Consider the following 17,857-nt stretch of genomic DNA (forward strand, 5'->3'; position numbering starts at 1 on the left):
GAAAGTTTTAGTAACCAAATAGAAACACCTATCAATATCGGTAGATGTTTTTTATATTTATAAAACCGTTTTATTTTCTAGTGATAATTTCTACGATAAAGTGGACGGGATCCTGTCTTGTAGTTATCAACAGTTATTATGACCCCAATCACCATTCAGATATCAATTAGCTTAGTTATATAGATATTAAATTTATATGGAAAAATCAGTTTTCATATCTAATACAAAAAAATTGTTAACCCCCCGTTAATACCCTGTCAAAACCCTGTGTTTGTGCACTAGCGCTGTTGTATATGTCCTATTTAATAGTATATATTCCCAACCAGAATGAAAAAACCAAAATACTCCAAAGTGACTTTAGATAACTATACTTTTGCATTAGGAACAGGATGAAATTAAACGCTTTAAATTCATCCACATATCACGCTTTTAATGACTTTGAACAGCTATTTAAAATAGTTTTTAACCAGCAATCGCAATTTATGGTGCTACTGACTCCTGAAGGTATAGTACTAGAGGTAAATGAATTTGCGTTAACATCTCAAGGTATTACCCGAGAGGATTGTATCGGAAAGCTATTCTGGCATTTGCCACCATGGTGTGATTTTTCTGAATCGAGCGATATTTGGAAACAACGATTAGATGACGCTTCAAAGCAGCAAGAAGCTTTAATAACTGAAGATGTTTTTCAAGCTGAGGGGGGCACGATTCATTATCTAGACACATCTACCACTGCCAACTACGCATCCAATAAGAGTGATCTATCAGGCTATATTATTCAGTATATAGATACGACAAAACGTCGCCTCAAAGAAAAAAAGATACAAGAAAGTGCCAGCCGATTAGAACGTGTTCTGGAACAGTGCCATATCGGTATCTGGGATTATAATCATATTGACAACTCTTCTCATCGCTCCCTGACACATGATCAAATATTTGGTTACGATTCATTGATCCCTGAGTGGAACTACGAGATGTTTCTTGAACATGTCATCCCCGAAGAACGAACCGCTGTCGATAACAAGTTTCAACAAGCAATAAAGAATAAAACAGATTGTAATATTGAGTGTCAAATTCGTCGTAATGACGGTGAAATACGTTGGATTTTAGCTTCAAGCGGCCATGCGACTGATTTAACAGGGCGCGCTAATTTAAGAGCAGGAACAATACAAGATATTACTGAACTAAAACAATCTGAGTTAAATAAATTACGCCACAGCGCAGAGCTTGAAAGTTTGTTTAATGCCTTACCCGATGTTTATTTTCGGATGACTCTGGATGGAACCATTCTAGATTATCGCGCGCCAATTGAAGATGACCAATATACAAAAACCAAAGATTATATTGGTAAAAAAGTTCAAGGTGTTTTTCCCAAAAATATTGCCCAGTTATATCAATCAAAAGTAGATGAGGTAGTAGTCTCAGAAAAAACAATTGTTTTTAAATACCAGCTGATTATTAATACTAAAGTCATGCATTTTGACGCACGTCTCAATAAAATCCCTCATAATGATCAGCTGATTTGTGTTATTCGAGATGTAACAAAAGAAGCAGAATCAAAAGAATCTTTGGTAGCCAGTGAGCAATTATTTCGTAGTATTTTTGAACAAGCGGCAATTGGCGTTGGCTTGGTAAGTGTTACCAAAGGTACGTTCATTCGCATCAATCAACGGTTTTGTGACATGCTCGGCTATAGTGTGGAAGAGATGTTAAATGAAACGCACTTTAAAGTATTTACCCATCCAGATGACTTATTAAAGAGTGTTGATAATCGTGAAAAAATACTCAGTGGTCAACAACGTGAAGTCACCATAGAAAAGCGGTATCTGCATAAATATGGTCATACTGTTTGGGTTAAACTGACCATGTCTCCTACTTGGAAGATTGGAGAGCATCCTCAGAACTATATAGTGGTTGTTCAGGATATTAGTCTACGTAAGAAGGCTGAAGAAACGCTTAAATTATCCTCTCGAGTATTTAGTGATACCCATGAAGGGATCATGATTACCGACGCACAACAGGTTATTGTCGATGTTAACCCTGCCTTTGTCAAAATAACCGGTTATAGCCATGATGAAGTTATTGGGGAATCACCTAGAATTTTAAGTTCTGGCAAACAAAGTCCGCAGTTTTATGCACAGATGTGGAAGTCAATCACTGAACAAGGTCATTGGCAAGGCGAAGTATGGAATAGGACTAAGCAGGGCGAATTGTATTCTGAATTACTCAACATATCCTCATTGACCAATGAGCATGATGAAGTCACTCATTATGTCGCTGTTTTTTCTGACATAACCAGTATCAAGCATCAACAAGATAAACTAAATTTGATGGCTCATTATGATGTACTCACTAATTTGCCGAATAGGACTTTATTTATAGACCGCTTTCATCAAGCTATTGCCCATAGTAAACGTACCGGGCATAAACTCGCGGTGTGTTTTCTTGACTTAGATGATTTTAAACCCTTAAATGATACCTATGGTCATGAGGCTGGAGATCGTTTATTAATTGAAGTGGCAGAGCGTATCATTGGCTGTATTAGGGAAGAAGATACGCTGTCTCGCCAAGGTGGGGATGAGTTTGCAATATTACTTAATGATATTGAATCAGCATCACAATATGAAACAACTATGCAGCGTATTCATCAAGCGTTAGCGCTACCTTATTTTATTAATGGTGTTCAACATAATATTACTGCTTCTAGTGGTGTGACTTTATACCCATCAGATAATGCCGATATAGATACCCTGTTACGTCACGCTGACCACGCCATGTATCAATCTAAATTGGCGGGGAAACATCGTTCTCAATTGTATAACCCTGATTCAGACAAACGTATTATTCAAAAGAATCTACAATTAGAAGAAATTGAGCAGGCTTTAGTGAATAGTGAATTTCGACTCTACTATCAACCTAAAGTTAACATGATAACTGGAGAGGTGTTTGGGGTTGAAGCCTTAATACGTTGGTTCCATCCTGAAAAAGGATTGATACCCCCACTAGATTTCTTACCCTATATCGATGGCACACCATTAGAGAGTAAAATTGGGGAATGGGTTATCAATGAGGCCTTACAACAACTTGATAATTGGCAACGACAAGGTATTGAAATTGAAGTGAGTGTGAATATTTCATCAAACCATTTACTCTTATCTTCATTTTTTGTATCCCTTGAAAAGTCCTTAGCTGCACATCCAAATATTGCTCCTCGATATTTACAATTAGAAATATTGGAAAGCTCTGCTTTAGGTGATCTAAATGCAATTACGCATATTATCGAAACATGCCAAAACCTATTAGGCGTTAATGCTTCTTTGGATGATTTTGGTACGGGTTATTCTTCGTTGACCCATCTAAGAAGTTTACCCGTTAATACAATTAAAATTGATCAAAGTTTTGTTAGAGACATGCTTGATGATCCAAGTGACTATTCCATCATTGATGGGGTGATTTCTTTGACAAAATCATTTAACCGTAAAGTTATTGCGGAAGGCGTAGAAACAACTAATCATGGTCTCATGCTAATCCTTATGGGCTGTGAACTAGCTCAAGGTTATGGAATAGCAAAGCCTATGTCTGCAGCAGATTTATGTCGGTGGCTAAATAACTATATTCCTAATGAACAATGGCTTCTTTGTGGTAATAAGGATTTTAATAACAAAGAAAGTAGCCTCGAAATATTCAAACTAATTACTTCCCATTGGCAACAATGTATCAGTTCAAAAATTGCAGCGCCACAAGATGATGTTAAGCCTTGGCCTATCATTGATAGCAAGGTGTGTCATTGTGGCAACTGGATCCGTTTGAAAACACAAGAACAATTATTTGAAAAGGAATTTATGTTGCAACTTAAACATGCTCATCATGATATCCATACTATTGCTCAACAAATGCAGCGCCAATATCAATCAGGAAATATACAAGCCGCACGTACTGATTTAGTGAATTTCGATTTGGCTTTTGGTGTTATGAATAAGATCATAGCGCTCTTAAGCCGATAACTTAATGGCATTGGCATGTCTCATTTAAATTAGTCATTGTACGCATTTAAATTACATGGCAATCGTTGGTTTATGCCTTAGTTTAGGTAAAATAAAATGTCATTTTTCGACTATTAATCACCTGTTTCCACGTAAGTCAGAATACAAGACTAGCGCCTCCAGCTATTTTGCAAACCAGACTAGTGTTGAATTGTAGATAATATTGGCTTTCACAAATCACTGTGCATCTTTAAATCAATATACACGTATGGACCCTCATTTTGTAAGGGCGCTAATTTAGTTCCCTGTTTAGGAGAAATAATAGAAAAAGGTAAGCACTACCAAAGAGGAGTGCTTACCCCATACTGTTTTTAGAAAAAACCTAAAGGATTGGTGTCATAGCTAACCAATACATTTTTGGTTTGTTGGTAGTTTCCAATAGCCATTTTATGAGTTTCTCGACCTACACCAGACTTTTTATAACCACCAAAGGCTGCATGAGCAGGGTATGCATGGTAACAGTTTGTCCAAATACGGCCTGCTTCTATTTTTCTTGCTAGGTGATAGGCGCGGTTCATGTCACGTGTCCATAAACCTGCACCCAAGCCAAACATACTATCGTTAGCAATTGCTAGCGCTTCGTCTTCAGTTTTAAAAGTAGTGACTCCCACAACAGGTCCAAAAATTTCTTCTTGGAAAACACGCATGTTATTAGAGCCTTTAAGCAGTGTGGGTTGGACATAAAAGCCTTTACTATAAGGACTGGTTAAGTTGGCACTGCCTCCACCAGTTAGTACTTGTGCTCCTTCTTTACGGCCAATATCAATATAGTTTAAGATTTTTTCATATTGTTCGTTTGATACTTGAGCGCCTACTTGGGTATTTACATCTAACGGGTTGCCACGAACAATACTATTGGTACGTTCAATTACCATTTCCATAAAAGGTTCGTAGATATCTTGCTGAATTAACGCTCTAGAGGGACAAGTACAGACTTCGCCTTGGTTAAAGAAAGCCAATACTAGTCCTTCTACACATTTACTTAAGTAGCTATCTTCATAATTTAGAATGTCGTTAAAGTATAAGTTAGGCGATTTTCCGCCTAACTCTACAGTGGAAGGAATAATATTTTCAGCTGCACATTTTAATATTTGGATCCCTACAGGGGTCGAGCCAGTGAAAGCGATTTTAGCAATTCGAGTACTACTGGCTAATGCTTGACCGGCTTCTGCACCAAAACCATTGACTATGTTTAATACTCCTTCAGGTAATAAATCACCTATTAATTCCATCAGTACTAAAATAGAAGCGGGCGTTTGTTCCGCCGGTTTTAATACGACACAGTTACCTGTTACTAAAGCTGGGGCGAGTTTCCAAGCAGCCATTAAAATAGGAAAATTCCAAGGAATGATTTGACCCACAACCCCTAAAGGTTCATGAAAATGATAAGAAACAGTATTGCTGTCTATTTCACCTAAACAACTTTCTTCTGCGCGCATACAACCGGCAAAGTATCTAAAGTGATCGGCGGCTAAGGGAATATCTGCATTGAGTGTTTCACGAACGGCTTTACCATTGTCCCAGGTTTCAGCCACGGCTAATAATTCTAAATTTTGCTCTATACGATCGGCAATTTTTAACAAAATATTTGAACGGTCAGTGATTGAGGTTAAACCCCATGCAGTTTTGGCCCGATGGGCCGCGTCTAATGCTAAATTGATGTCTTCTTCTGTCGATCTTGGGATCTCACAAAATTTTTCGCCATTTACAGGGCTGATGTTATCAAAGTATTGCCCTTTAACTGGTGCTATCCATTGCCCTCCAATAAAATTTTGATATTGTTTTTTAAAGGTGATTAATGAATCTGTTGTGCCTGGTTGTGAATAAATCATAGGAATGCCTCTTTAATACGATAATTTCCGGTTGTTAAAAAAAGTTTAATTAAATGATTTTCAACTGTTAATATATTACGTAAGTTAAAAAGTGAGTTGTCTGAGAGTCCATTTTGCTTGTATGACAATCCTAAATTGTTTAACCAAGGGATGTTATATGCGTAATAATGCTCTAGCGGGCAAGATTGGATTAGATCGCCCACAGAAATTAGTCGAAAACAGAGTTAGTTTTGCTGGGCCCCATTCTGAATTGAGTATTTACGATACTTATTTACCCGTTGAAAAAGTCTTACTGCATTCTTCTGGCTTGTTATATTGCGGTATGATCCAAGGTAAAAAAGTATTACATAGTGCCCATCCTGTTATTGGAGGGGCTGAGTCTATGGATTTCGTGCCAAATCAATCCTTTGTTATGGCGCCAAGTTCATCTGTTGCGATTGATTTTCCCGAAGCCAAAATCGATACTCCCACCCGTTGTTTAACCGTTGAAATAAGCCCCGAACGTATTGCTATGATCACTGATAGACTTGATCAACAATTGGGCGCGCCTTTAACCTTAGATAGTTGGCGGGTGTTGTCAGGAAATCACTTACATACGCAACATTCACAAGGCACTCAGTTATTACTCGAGCGGTTATTTAATAGTTTTGTTGAAGACGACAGCGAGCGAGATATAGCCATAGATTTTGGCGTTTCAGAATTGGTCACACGTATTTTTAAGCATCAAGCCCGAGACTTTTTATTAAGTGACAGCCAAGAAAATTCAGATAAAAACGGCTTGCAGGCCAGTATTCATCATATCAAAACCCATTTAGCTGAGCCTTTAGATATTGATTGTTTATGCAAAATTGCTTGCATGAGTCGTTCACGATTTTATCGAGCCTTTAAACAAAAAGTCGGCTGCTCGCCTCTTAATTTACAACAGTATTTACGTGTAGAGACTGCCGCAAAGTTGCTTAGAACAGGTTCTTCAGTAAGTGATGTTTGCTTTTCGTTAGGATTTGCTAATTTAAGTCACTTCAATCGCCGTTTTCAAGAGCAATATGGTATGGCACCTTCTGCATTTTCAAGGGGACAGGCTAGTCATTAAATTTACTCAGTGAGTATAGGTAAAATAAAAGGTCATTTTTCCTAAATTCAAAATCCATGATTCCGTATATTTTCCATATTGACATCTATTTCATATTCTTAAGGGAATGAAAGTCGGTGATTTTTCGTCTATTAAAAAATTGTTTCTTCTTAATTCAGAATTCAAGACAAGCGCCTCCAGCTGTTATGCAAACCAGTTTTGCTCATTATGATGAACGGTTTTTATTTAAACAGACTTATCTGAGGCGATGCTCGACTTTGAAGGGAAAAAATTCAACGACTTCGTCATTTTTTGTATTTAGGTGACTGAGTATCTTTTGGAACACAAATGGATGTTCATTTGCCACATCCCTGTGCCTTATCCTTCGGGCAGCACTATCCAGCTGTTTAGTCTTTTTTTTGGGGTTGGTGTTATTGTCACGCGGTGCCGACCGTTTAGTGCAAAGACACCATAACAAATTCATCCGGAATGTATCTGGACATCCATAGGATGCCCTAAAGATTTAACATGATAGATATTAAAGTAAACCTATTTGTTCTGGTTCCTTTCCCCAATAATAACTATATTTATATGTGCTTTTTCTCCCTGATCTCTGTGGTTTCATTCTTTTTTACTTTAAACAATCTTCGGAATGATAGGTATTGGTACTAAGGATCGAACCAGTTTTTCAAGCATTTCTTGTTTATTGATTAAGAACCTCAGGGTACAACTTTCTGGCCGGGCGGTTTTCGAATTCTTTTATCAATTGGTTAAACAGCTTGCCCTCTATCATGCCATCAAGTGAGGTAAGCACTTCTTCTAAGTTGTTGTCGTTAGCACGACAACAGTCTTGATAGAGGCTAATCAATTGAGTCAGGCCGATGTTATGTTGTTGCTGTAGTTTGCTATCTGCTAACACAAAAAAATAGGCGCTGCCCCAATAGGCGGCGGGGTATTGTTTGTTGTCCATTAACCTTCTGGCAATAGAAGCGGCCGTTAAATCACTGTTAAACCAACGTAGATGTGGATTGATTTTGCTACTATAACGTTCTTCCAACGTCCCTTTTAATATCCCTGCTTGCGCCATAATTTGATATTGCATATAACTGGCAAAACCTTCTGATAACCAGCGATATTCTGATCCCAAATAAGGTAGCGCCATGTGGGCGAGCTCATGATAAATAGTCCAGTCATCGACAAATTTTGTCAGCCCAAAGCGGGTGTCTACATGAAAGTGTACGCTGCCTTTTTTGTCTCGCCGGGTATATGCCCAAGGTACAGGTTGATTGGATTTTCTGGGGTAGACATGTAACCTTAAAGGTGTGGGGTAAATGCCTAGTGTTGCACGAGTGGCATTGACACCTTGGCTCAGCCAGCTTTGCAGCATATTGGCTTGTTCTTCGTTAAAGGCTGCTAATCCATGGACACTAAATTGATCAGTGGTGACCGCTCTGCTTTGCATCGCGTTGAGTACTAACAATAAGCAGAGGTTTAATTTAATCCATTTTAATGCCAAGGGTTGGTTCATAGTGAGCCTAAGAGCGCAGCGTATCGTGAAAAAAATCAATCGCCATTTTATACATTTGTATGGCTAGTGCTGCGTCGTACCTTTCGCCCTCATCACGCATAAAAGCATGCTGCGCGTTCACTTCATGCCAACTAAAGTCGCATTCATTTTGACTCAGTGTTTGGTGAATCAGTATTCGACCTTGCGCTGAAACGTGAGGGTCTTGTTTACCAAATATTAGTACCATTGGGCACTTGATATCGCCACTTCTGGTAAGTGAGTCGTTGCCGTCTTCGCATGGCAGGGTATTTGAGTGTATATCGGTTGGGTATAAACAAAATGCGCCAGACACTTGCGGATTCAAGGCTGCTCTAAAGGCAAGGTGACCACCAATACAGACCCCCATCACGCCAACTTTTCCTGTGCAATAAGGCTGTTGCTCAACAAACTCAACCATGGCTTGGGTGTCCGTGTCGTGATCTTCCAGTGGCTTAGCAAATTTGTCAGCGTTGCCTTTGTCTTTTCCGGCATCGTCATAGGCCAGTACTGTTCCCAGGGGATTGAGTTCGTGGAAGATTTCAGGCACTAATACTACAAAACCATGACCCGCTAATATTTGTGCACTACGGGTAATGGGGCTGGTTTGTTGGAATATTTCAGAGTAGAAGATAATCGCTGGAAAGTTACCTTCCTTTTCTGGACGAAATACCGATGTACGCATTAGACCTGTTTTTGTTTGGATATCATTAATATGATGCTGAATAATCATGCTTTTCCTTAAATATGTCTAACAAATTCAGGCCAGTTTTAAAGTAGACCCGATTAAATTAAATTCTATTGCTTGTATTTTATTAACCCGACTACATTTAACCTAATATGAAAGTCGTAAATTTCAGTACGCTATGAAGAACGGGTTCGGCAAACTTTTGGCGATATTTTTTGCTGCCTGTTTTTTGGCTCTACAGTTTCATTCTATTGGTGATACTCAATTACAGCAAAGTGTTAAACGAATCTTTCATATTGAAGAAGCCAGTTCAAGTGTTATAGATAAGTCTATTGATACTAAATTTATCTACTCTGATGTTTTCTTATCAAAACATGACTATTTATCTCAACAAAAAAACACACTTAAACAGCAGCGTCAATTTATAGGGGCCCTTGAGCGTCTCGCAGAACATGGGTTTCGACAGTTTATGCAAGGGTGTCTTGCCGCCTTTTGTTTGGATTACCAAGCAAAGTTAACTACCAGCTTTGACACTCAACAGAAGCTTGCGCTTTCCTTTGACCCCAGTTCTATTCTACTGACTTATAATATGCAGATTCATGGCGATGAATCTGACTTCCTTTTCTCTTAGTTAAAAATGAATAATCGGCAAACAGTGTTTTGCCAAGGATTTAATTTTTTGGATTTGCAGCGGTTCGGCAAATCATTTATTGAGAGACATGATGGATAGTTTAATTATTTTATGGCATTTGTTGAAGCCTTGGGTGTGTTTTGTTGTTTTTATTTACCTGTGTATAAAAATGATCGGCTGGGCCAAAAATCGCAAGGCTGGGGCGATTGCTTTTGGTTTGTTTTTTCAAATGATCCTGCCTGATCCTAGTGCAGAGAAAACGATACAGGCAGTGGCAGAACGCAAACAAGAAGTTAAGAAACAACAAGAGGGAGACACAGAACCAAAGGACGAGGATAAAACCTAGTACTTTTGCTTCTAATTTAGCAGATGTTGGTGGCTTATAACTGTCTAAAAAACTGTTAAGTTAGACACCAAGTTTATTTAACTATTAAATGAGAAAGTGCATGTTTGCAGTAAATGAATATTTTGATGGCAAAGTGAAATCTATTGCTTTTGATACTGATACCTTACCCGCCACTATGGGTGTGATGGCGATAGGTGACTATGAGTTTGCGACTAGTCAATTTGAAACCATGACAGTCGTCAGCGGTGCAATGACAGTGCAATTGCCTGGTAGCGACAAGTGGCAAACCTTTGAAGCCAAAGAGCAGTTTACTATTGAAGCAGACCAACGTTTTAAAGTGCAAGTGAAAAGCAATACCGCATATTTATGTACCTATGGCTAATCATTTGTTGCTGTTTCTAGGGTTAAATTTAGCATGAACAAAACCGTCAAAAAGTTAGATAATAACCTAGTGAAAGCACTGACGATTGTCTGCGAGATGGCTAAACACGACATAGTTGGTTTTGAGTGGTTAACCCACTCAGCCAATTATGCTAATTTCCCCGGTAGTTTAGTGATCACCTGTGTATTGGATAACTCCCAATCTGTAGATGTTATGTTGCTCAGTGAACAAGACATTGTTCTTCGCAAACAAATTCAACAGCAGCTTTTAAAAGCTGGAATTTTGCTTAAAGATATTAGGCGACATGTGTTTTTTGATACCGAAGAAGCCTGTTTGTTGCAACATAGTGGGGATTGGAAGCGTAGGTTAGCCGTGAACTAAATTGCGTTAGTAACTTTGCTTTTCATCTAATTCGATACGACTTTCCGATAAAAACAAGAGTCGGTAAAGTCTGTTTAAATACTTGAAAACAGACTGCCGTAGATAAAACACTTGAATGTATTATTATGGGTTAATGCACAGAGAGATTTTATCAGTTGTTAAATTAACTGAATTTTATCGAACAAATTATACTAATCCCATTTTATCTCATCTGATTTTGCTAAAGAGCATGCCACTTTTAATTGTTTTAAGTTAATTAACATTTCAGTTTTTTCAGTAATAGTGGTAAATAAATTTTCATCTTTACAACTTATGTCTTCAAGGCCTATCCATGAGTTTCTCGCTGAGTTTTTAGCGGCGTACAAACAGTGATCGGCAATATCTAACACATGCTCCCAGTCCAAAATTTCTGGAGACTCTTTAATGAAAGGAAAACTTGCGTAGCCAATAGAACATGTTTTCTTGATAACATTTCCGTCGCCAATGACAAAGTCATAGCGTTCAACTGTCTTTCTTAATTTTTCTGCAAGAACCGGAGCAATTTTTCGGTCTGTAAAACGAGCCACAACTAAAAACTCTTCTCCCCCCCATCTGACAAAGTAGTCTGTTTCCCTAAACACTTTCGTAAAAATCGATTTGATTTGCATTAATACGGCATCACCTGCAGTGTGACCATAAACATCATTAACCCGCTTAAAGTGGTCAAGGTCGATTAAGAAAAAGATCAAGTCTGAGTCATTATTCTGTTCTTTGTTGCTAACGGCACTTTTATCGCGATGTTTTCTTAATACTAAGTCGATATCATTTTTCAAATTATTGGTGATAAAACGTCTGTTATTTAAGCCCGTTAGATCATCAGTGATATTGATTTTTTCTAACTTTTCATTGGCTTTATGTAAGCCTAACGTACGTTCAGCGACTTTAAATTCTAACGATTCATTGACTTGCTTTATAAAAAGCATTTTCTTGTGCTGTGAGCGAACAAATAATCCGATTATGAGGATCAAAAACACACAATATAACGAGTATGCCCACCATGATAACCAGGGGGGGGGCAATACAGTGATGTTCAGGGATATGCCTGATTCATTCCAAATGCCATATGGATTACTCGCTTTAACACGTAAAACATAATTACCTGTTGGTAAATTAGTATAGGTTGCGCGGCGATTTTTATAATCAGTGCTAATCCATTCATCATCGAACCCCTGCATTTTATAAGCATATTGATTCTTTTTAGGATTGGAAAAATGCAATGCACTAAATTCAAAGGTAACTAAATTTTGTTGATGGGTTAGGGTGATACCTGAAGTCGAATGAATCGCTTTTGTTAGTGTATATTTAGTGTTTGATTCACCGCTCATTACGTTCGGCTTATTATCTGCTAATAGTGTTGCATTGCGCACTGGCACCGATTGATTTGATAACAACATATCGGTAAAAATCACCTTTGGCTGTTGGTTATCCTCAACTATTTTATCTGGGAAAAAGCGGTTAAAACCATTAATACCCCCAAAAAACAATTCACCGTCTTTACTTTTAAAGGAAGCGTCGGCGTTAAATTCATTACTCTGCAAACCGTCGTCCATATTGTAATTCATGAAGGTTTTTGTATTGGGGTTAAAATTGGATAAACCCTGGTTTGTACTTAGCCAAATCTCACCGTTGTTATCTTCCTCAATGCGATAAACCACATTGTTCGCTAGTCCGTCCTGTTCAAAGAAATGGGTAAAACTTTTGGTTGTATTGTTGAATAAGTTTAGTCCACCCGCTGTCCCCACCCATAGATTACCCAAACTGTCTTCGGTGATGGAATAAACGGTATCATTGCTCAAACTATTAGGATCTGTGGCCTGATGTTTGTAATGGGTAAATTGTTCGGTGTTTGGATTAAAATGATTGAGCCCATCCCAAGTGCCTATCCAAAGATTACCATGTTGGTCTTCAGTAATGACTCGGACGCTATCATTACTCAAACTATTGGGGTTTGATTCCTGATGGCGGTAATGTGTAAATTGTTCCGTGTCAGGGTTAAAGCGATTAAGACCTTTCCACGTGCCTAACCAAAGAACACCCTGTCGATCTTCAGTTATCACGCTAACGGCATTTTCACTCAAACTATTGGGGTTTGTTGCGTCATGACTGTAATGAGTGAATTGCTCTGTGGTTGGGTTAAAACGATTAAGACCACTGCTATCAGTACCTATCCAAAGATTATTGTGCCTATCTTCAGTGATTACATAGACTTTATCATCACTTAAACTGTTTGGGTTATTTGCCTCATGCCGATAATGCGTAAATTGTTTGCTAGTGGAGTTAAAACGATTAAGGCCTCCGCCCCAAGTGCCCACCCAGAGAGTGCCTTGTTGGTCTTGGGTTATAGCTCGTACTATATTATTACTTAAACTAAAGGGCTGTTTGTCCTGATGATGATAATGGGTAAATTGCTCAGTGAGTGAGTTTAAGCGATTAAGTCCTCCGCCATCCGTTCCTACCCAAAGGTTTTCCTGCTTGTCATAGATAATCGCTCGCACACTATCATTACTTAAACTATTGAGATTTGTAGTTTGATGCTGGTAATGGGTGAATTTTTTGGTGACAAGGTCTAAATAATTAAGGCCACCACCCAGAGTCCCTAACCAAAGGTTGCCCTTTTTATCTGCAATAATGGCGTTGATTTGAGCATTACTTAAACTGTTGGGGTCGTTTGCATCATGACGATAATGAGTAAATTGTTCGGTGGTTGGGTTGAAATAATTAAGGCCACCTCCCTTAGTACCCAGCCAAAGGTTGCCTTGTTTGCCTTCAACAATGGTGCTAACTGCATTATTACTTAAACTGTTGGGATTTTTTGTTTGATGAAGGTAACGGGTAAAGTTTTCGGTAATTGGATCAAATCGATTAAGACCACCGGTCCAAGTGCCCACCCAAAGTGTACCCTGTTTGTCTTCAATTATGACGCTAACCGCATCATCACTTAGGCTAGTGGGATCTGTTTTAGAGTGTCGGAAATGGGTAAATTGTTCAGTAATAGGGTTAAAACGATTAAGACCAGCCCCATCAGTCCCCACCCAAATATTTCCCTGCTTATCCTGTGTCACAGTATTAACAAAATCAAGACTCAAACTGTTGGGATCTGTAGGGTTATGAAGGAAATGAGTAAACTGCTCGGTTGTTGTGTTAAAGCGGTTAAGACCGCCGCCCCGCGTCCCCACCCAAAGATTGCCTTGTCGATCTTCAAAAATAACAGTGACATAGTTATTTGACAGTGAGTGTAAATTCTTCAAATTCTTTTTGAAGATCTTAAATTCATAACCATCGTAACGTGCTAATCCTTCTTCTGTCCCTACCCATAAAAAGCCTTGTTGGTCTTGTAGAAGGGTTTTGGCACTGTTCTGCGGTAAGCCATTTTCGATAGATAAATGTTCAAAACGAACCGATGGTCCAGAAGCAAAGACCAACGATATTGATAATTTAATTACTAATAATACAAAACCAAGGTGTTTAATCGTTCTTGTCAAAATGTAAATCCATTGAGTTATCTTTTATCGGGAAATTTAACGTTGTTAGTTTAAATAAAGTGACTTTACTTCTAATCAAAACATACAATCATATGCGCACATCTATCTCTCTTGTAGGAAGATGAAATCATTCGACCAACCGTGATTTCAATTGGTAGTAACACAGATCTAAATTACCATTACCTTTAAAATGAAAGAACGCATTATTTAATGTTTTAGCACTGGATAAACGTTGCTTCACTTGGTCAGAATCTTGTTGTTGAACTTGAATGTTTAGTTGTTCTTTTGGGCTGACATCTTTCGCTAGTTTTGCCCAAAGTATCTTGCTGCGTTTACTAGCATCTTCGATAACACCGCTGGTATTGTTAATGTGAGCTCGGTTGAGCGCTTGGACAGTGGGCATGCCATATATTACTCGGCCTAGGGTAGTCATGTTTCTGTCAAGATGACGCGTAGCTTGACCTATCACTATATAAAATTCGGTAGTGGCGGAATTTGCGTCAACATCTCTGGCAAAGGCGACTGCCCCTGGGCAATGCAACAACCATTCTTGTTTTGCTTGAGGATCTCGTCCTGCTGCAAAACCTTGTATGTAGCCGGTTTGTGGGGCGATAAAGTCTGGTGATTGCACCAGCATAAAGTCTGATGTAGCTGGAGTAGGGCGGCTAAACTCAGGGTTTAATAGTGCTTTGTTTATACTTGGTTTTTGTTCTGATACATCCCCCGCCTGAGCAACAAAACCGTCAATCACCCGATAAAAATCTAAACCGTCATAAAACCCTTCCGCAATCAGAGCCTTAAATTGTGAAACATGTTTTGGGGCCATAAATGGGGCTAACTCAATGATCACGGTTCCTGACTCTAGTTGAAGATAAACAAGGTTCTCAGATTGAGGTGTTCGCCATTGTGATTCAGCAAAACTTGCTTGGGACATCAATAAACTGAGTAAAGTAAAAACACGTGAAAATCTCACTACACACACCTTCTAAAATGGTAATGGAAACACACAACTAGCCAAAAACTATCGGCAGGTAGCTGCGAGTTTAAAAAGTTAATTGATCTAACACCTTTTGGCGTTCTTCTTCAGTAAGAATGCCCACTAAAGGCGTTTGACGCCGATATTGGGTAATTTGTGGTGAATCTTCTAACAGGGTAGCCATAAAAAGTACGGGTTGTTCAACATACTCCAATAAACTAGACCAAAATAAATAGGCGCCTTGGCGCATTTGTCCGCACTCGTAGCGAGCCTGTATTGTCTCAGCAACTTGTGTGAGATAGTCATGGTTAGCGATGAGTTTTTCGCCCATGGCTTGATGTAAAAAGAGAATTTGTTTATCAATATTATCTTGCTGAGCAGTTTTAGGGCGATTTCTGACCCGGTTTCGTGTTGGCTGATAACCCATTAATCATCTCGTAACAGTGGTGCCAACATAGACTCTAGACCATTCACTTTCACTTCGTGCATTAACGCCAGTTGTTGGCCTAACTTGCCTTCTGGAAAGCCTTTGTTATTAAACCAAACTAAATAGGGTTCAGGTAAATGCAGTAGTTTTCTGCCGGCATATTTTCCGAAGGGCATGGTTTGGTTTATGGCATCTAGTAAAGCTTGATTATCCAAGGTTTGTCTCGCTATCATGGTTATTTTGTTGGGTGTCCCAGAGTTTTTTATAGGCCCCGTTGATAAGTAATAATTCGTTATGATTGCCTTGTTCAAGAATTTGACCTTGACCCATGACCACAATTTTATCCGCATCGACTATAGTAGACAACCTGTGCGCTATCACTAAACTTGTATGACCTTGTGATATCTCTTTAATAGCGGATAAAATTGCTTGCTCAGATTGGCTATCAAGAGAAGAGGTGGCTTCATCAAATACCATGATAGGTGGCCGTTTTAAAATGGTTCTGGCAATGGCCACGCGCTGCTTTTCGCCACCTGACAACTTAAGGCCTCGTTCACCAACAGGGGTTTTATCACCCTTTGGCAGTGATGTGATAAAGGCGCGAAGGTGGGCTAAGTCGATGGCTTGTTGTACTTCGCCATCAGTTGCATCTGGACGGCCATAACGAATATTCTCTAAAATAGTGTCGTTGAATAACACTGTATCTTGCGGCACTATGCCTATAGCCTTGCGTAAAGAATGCTGATTAACCTCACTGATATCTTGCCCGTCTATGCTGATAGTACCTTTGCTGGCATCGTAAAATCTAAATAACAATTTTACTAGGGTTGATTTGCCCGAGCCACTTTCTCCTACCACTGCCACTTTTTGCCCAGGCAGAATATCAAAACTAATATCATGCAAAATAGTACGATCCGGGCGATAACTAAACTGTACTTGTTTGAAAGAAATTTGTCCTTGGCTAATAATTAACGCTTTGGCGCTTGCATCTATTGGCACATTGGGCTGTTTATCGAGAAGGTTAAATAGATTTTCAATATTTGCTAATGAACCACGTATCTCTCGATACACAAATCCTAAGAAGTTTAATGGCATAAAAATCTGCATGGTAAATGCGTTGATCAACACAAAGTCACCAATAGTCATATGGCCTTGTGCCACGTTATAGGCCGCTAATGCCATCATGCTGGTCATTGCAATGGCGATAATAGAGGCCTGCCCACCATTTAAAGCAAACAAGGATAATCGGTTCTTACGCCTGGCTGTTTCCCAGTTGGCTAAGTCTGCATCATATCTGTTGGCTTCGTAGTTTTCGTTATTAAAATATTTAACTGTTTCGTAGTTCAGTAGGCTGTCAATGGCTCTTGAGCTGCTACTTGAGTCGGCTTGGTTCACTTCGCGCACATACTTAGTACGCCAGTCAGTTGCTTTCACCGAAAATCCTACATACAAGACCACTGAAACTAAAATTATCAGGGCAAAACTGATCCCATAGTTGTAGAACAACACGCCAACCACCACGGCGATTTCAAATAAAGTGGGGACAATGTTAAACACTAAAAAGCGCATTAAAAAACTGATACCACTGGTACCGCGTTCTATGTCTCGAGATAATCCACCTGTTTGTCTGTTCAGGTGAAATTCTAAGTCTAAGCTATGTAAATGGCGAAATACTTGTAAACCTAAGCGGCGCATGGCGCGCTCAGTGACCCTGCCAAATAAAGTATCGCGTATTTCCCCAAATAACACATTTGCCAAGCGCAATAGCCCATAGGCGGCAATTAAGCCAAAGGGTACCAGTATTATGGTGTTGGCTGATGCAGTTGCATTAAGCTCATCAACTGTATATTTAAGGATAAAAGGTAGATAAATACTGGCTGTTTTGGCGGCAATTAAACACAGTAATGCTAGACCTACTCGGAGTTTAAACTCTGTCAAATAGGGCCACAGCTGGGAAAAGATACGCCAGTTTATTGGTGTGTCGTCATTAATGGGAGAACGGTTGTGACGCATGAGTT

General features: G+C 39.1%; 14 protein-coding genes. 6 read left to right on the top strand and 8 right to left on the bottom strand.

Features of this window, described 5'->3' with window-relative positions:
- Positions 1-389 precede the first annotated feature (389 nt).
- Positions 390-4,004: an EAL domain-containing protein gene (locus tag AAC000_RS07465; protein ID WP_339721478.1), complete on the top strand. Its 3,615-nt coding sequence runs from the start codon at positions 390-392 to the stop codon at positions 4,002-4,004.
- A gap of 350 nt (positions 4,005-4,354) precedes the next feature.
- On the opposite strand, the gene AAC000_RS07470 is transcribed toward AAC000_RS07465, so the two are convergent.
- The gene (locus AAC000_RS07470) at positions 4,355-5,875 is read right to left on the bottom strand and encodes an aldehyde dehydrogenase family protein (RefSeq protein WP_339721480.1); all 1,521 of its coding nucleotides are present in this window, start codon (positions 5,873-5,875) and stop codon (positions 4,355-4,357) included.
- Positions 5,876-6,032: 157 nt separating this feature from the next.
- On the opposite strand from AAC000_RS07470, the gene AAC000_RS07475 reads away from it, so the two are divergent.
- Positions 6,033-6,965, top strand: coding sequence for a helix-turn-helix domain-containing protein (locus AAC000_RS07475; RefSeq protein WP_339721482.1), 933 nt, complete (start codon positions 6,033-6,035; stop codon positions 6,963-6,965).
- Between the two features lie 682 nt (positions 6,966-7,647).
- On the opposite strand, the gene AAC000_RS07480 is transcribed toward AAC000_RS07475, so the two are convergent.
- Both AAC000_RS07480 and AAC000_RS07485 read right to left on the bottom strand, forming a co-directional pair.
- Positions 7,648-8,472 carry a hypothetical protein gene (locus AAC000_RS07480; protein ID WP_339721484.1) on the bottom strand — a complete coding sequence of 275 codons (825 nt, stop codon included), beginning with the start codon at positions 8,470-8,472 and terminating at the stop codon, positions 7,648-7,650.
- 7 nt (positions 8,473-8,479) lie between these two features.
- The gene (locus tag AAC000_RS07485) at positions 8,480-9,220 is read right to left on the bottom strand and encodes a dienelactone hydrolase family protein (RefSeq protein WP_339721486.1); all 741 of its coding nucleotides are present in this window, start codon (positions 9,218-9,220) and stop codon (positions 8,480-8,482) included.
- Positions 9,221-9,353: 133 nt separating this feature from the next.
- On the opposite strand from AAC000_RS07485, the gene AAC000_RS07490 reads away from it, so the two are divergent.
- The 4 genes from AAC000_RS07490 to AAC000_RS07505 all read left to right on the top strand — a co-directional run bounded on the left by AAC000_RS07490 (position 9,354) and on the right by AAC000_RS07505 (position 10,915).
- Positions 9,354-9,806, top strand: a complete 453-nt coding sequence (locus AAC000_RS07490) for a hypothetical protein (RefSeq protein WP_339721488.1) — start codon at positions 9,354-9,356, stop codon at positions 9,804-9,806.
- Positions 9,807-9,897: 91 nt separating this feature from the next.
- On the top strand, positions 9,898-10,152 hold the full coding sequence (locus AAC000_RS07495; protein ID WP_339721490.1) for a hypothetical protein: 255 nt from the start codon (positions 9,898-9,900) through the stop codon (positions 10,150-10,152).
- Positions 10,153-10,252: 100 nt separating this feature from the next.
- Positions 10,253-10,534 carry a pyrimidine/purine nucleoside phosphorylase gene (locus AAC000_RS07500; RefSeq protein WP_339721491.1) on the top strand — a complete coding sequence of 94 codons (282 nt, stop codon included), beginning with the start codon at positions 10,253-10,255 and terminating at the stop codon, positions 10,532-10,534.
- A 33-nt stretch (positions 10,535-10,567) separates the two neighbouring features.
- Positions 10,568-10,915, top strand: a complete 348-nt coding sequence (locus tag AAC000_RS07505; RefSeq protein ID WP_339721493.1) for a Fis family transcriptional regulator — start codon at positions 10,568-10,570, stop codon at positions 10,913-10,915.
- 191 nt (positions 10,916-11,106) lie between these two features.
- Here AAC000_RS07505 and AAC000_RS07510 read toward each other — a convergent pair whose 3' ends face one another.
- From AAC000_RS07510 to AAC000_RS07530, 5 genes are all read right to left on the bottom strand, one after another.
- Positions 11,107-14,436: a two-component regulator propeller domain-containing protein gene (locus AAC000_RS07510; protein WP_339721494.1), complete on the bottom strand. Its 3,330-nt coding sequence runs from the start codon at positions 14,434-14,436 to the stop codon at positions 11,107-11,109.
- A gap of 127 nt (positions 14,437-14,563) precedes the next feature.
- On the bottom strand, positions 14,564-15,409 hold the full coding sequence (locus AAC000_RS07515; RefSeq protein ID WP_339721496.1) for a peptidylprolyl isomerase: 846 nt from the start codon (positions 15,407-15,409) through the stop codon (positions 14,564-14,566).
- A gap of 70 nt (positions 15,410-15,479) precedes the next feature.
- Entirely contained in the window at positions 15,480-15,839 is a 360-nt protein-coding gene (locus AAC000_RS07520) for a hypothetical protein (protein ID WP_339721497.1), read from the bottom strand.
- Positions 15,839-16,072: a DUF3820 family protein gene (locus tag AAC000_RS07525; protein ID WP_339721498.1), complete on the bottom strand. Its 234-nt coding sequence runs from the start codon at positions 16,070-16,072 to the stop codon at positions 15,839-15,841. The genes AAC000_RS07520 and AAC000_RS07525 overlap by 1 nt, the downstream gene beginning before the upstream one ends.
- A complete protein-coding gene (locus AAC000_RS07530; RefSeq protein ID WP_339721499.1) occupies positions 16,047-17,852 on the bottom strand; it encodes an ABC transporter ATP-binding protein/permease in 1,806 nt (601 codons plus the stop codon). Before AAC000_RS07530 ends, AAC000_RS07525 begins: the two co-directional genes overlap by 26 nt.
- Positions 17,853-17,857: the final 5 nt, after the last annotated feature.

This window comes from uncultured Paraglaciecola sp. (assembly GCF_963977085.1).
Lineage (GTDB): Bacteria > Pseudomonadota > Gammaproteobacteria > Enterobacterales > Alteromonadaceae > Paraglaciecola.

What these genes read in the sequence shown, in the direction of transcription:
- AAC000_RS07465 (WP_339721478.1), top strand. Translation starts at nt 390, where the DNA reads ATGAAATTAAACGCTTTAAATTCATCCACATATCACGCTTTTAATGAC.
- AAC000_RS07470 (WP_339721480.1), bottom strand. Translation starts at nt 5,875, where the DNA reads ATGATTTATTCACAACCAGGCACAACAGATTCATTAATCACCTTTAAA.
- AAC000_RS07475 (WP_339721482.1), top strand. Translation starts at nt 6,033, where the DNA reads ATGCGTAATAATGCTCTAGCGGGCAAGATTGGATTAGATCGCCCACAG.
- AAC000_RS07480 (WP_339721484.1), bottom strand. Translation starts at nt 8,472, where the DNA reads ATGAACCAACCCTTGGCATTAAAATGGATTAAATTAAACCTCTGCTTA.
- AAC000_RS07485 (WP_339721486.1), bottom strand. Translation starts at nt 9,220, where the DNA reads ATGATTATTCAGCATCATATTAATGATATCCAAACAAAAACAGGTCTA.
- AAC000_RS07490 (WP_339721488.1), top strand. Translation starts at nt 9,354, where the DNA reads ATGAAGAACGGGTTCGGCAAACTTTTGGCGATATTTTTTGCTGCCTGT.
- AAC000_RS07495 (WP_339721490.1), top strand. Translation starts at nt 9,898, where the DNA reads ATGGATAGTTTAATTATTTTATGGCATTTGTTGAAGCCTTGGGTGTGT.
- AAC000_RS07500 (WP_339721491.1), top strand. Translation starts at nt 10,253, where the DNA reads ATGTTTGCAGTAAATGAATATTTTGATGGCAAAGTGAAATCTATTGCT.
- AAC000_RS07505 (WP_339721493.1), top strand. Translation starts at nt 10,568, where the DNA reads ATGAACAAAACCGTCAAAAAGTTAGATAATAACCTAGTGAAAGCACTG.
- AAC000_RS07520 (WP_339721497.1), bottom strand. Translation starts at nt 15,839, where the DNA reads ATGGGTTATCAGCCAACACGAAACCGGGTCAGAAATCGCCCTAAAACT.
- AAC000_RS07525 (WP_339721498.1), bottom strand. Translation starts at nt 16,072, where the DNA reads ATGATAGCGAGACAAACCTTGGATAATCAAGCTTTACTAGATGCCATA.
- AAC000_RS07530 (WP_339721499.1), bottom strand. Translation starts at nt 17,852, where the DNA reads ATGCGTCACAACCGTTCTCCCATTAATGACGACACACCAATAAACTGG.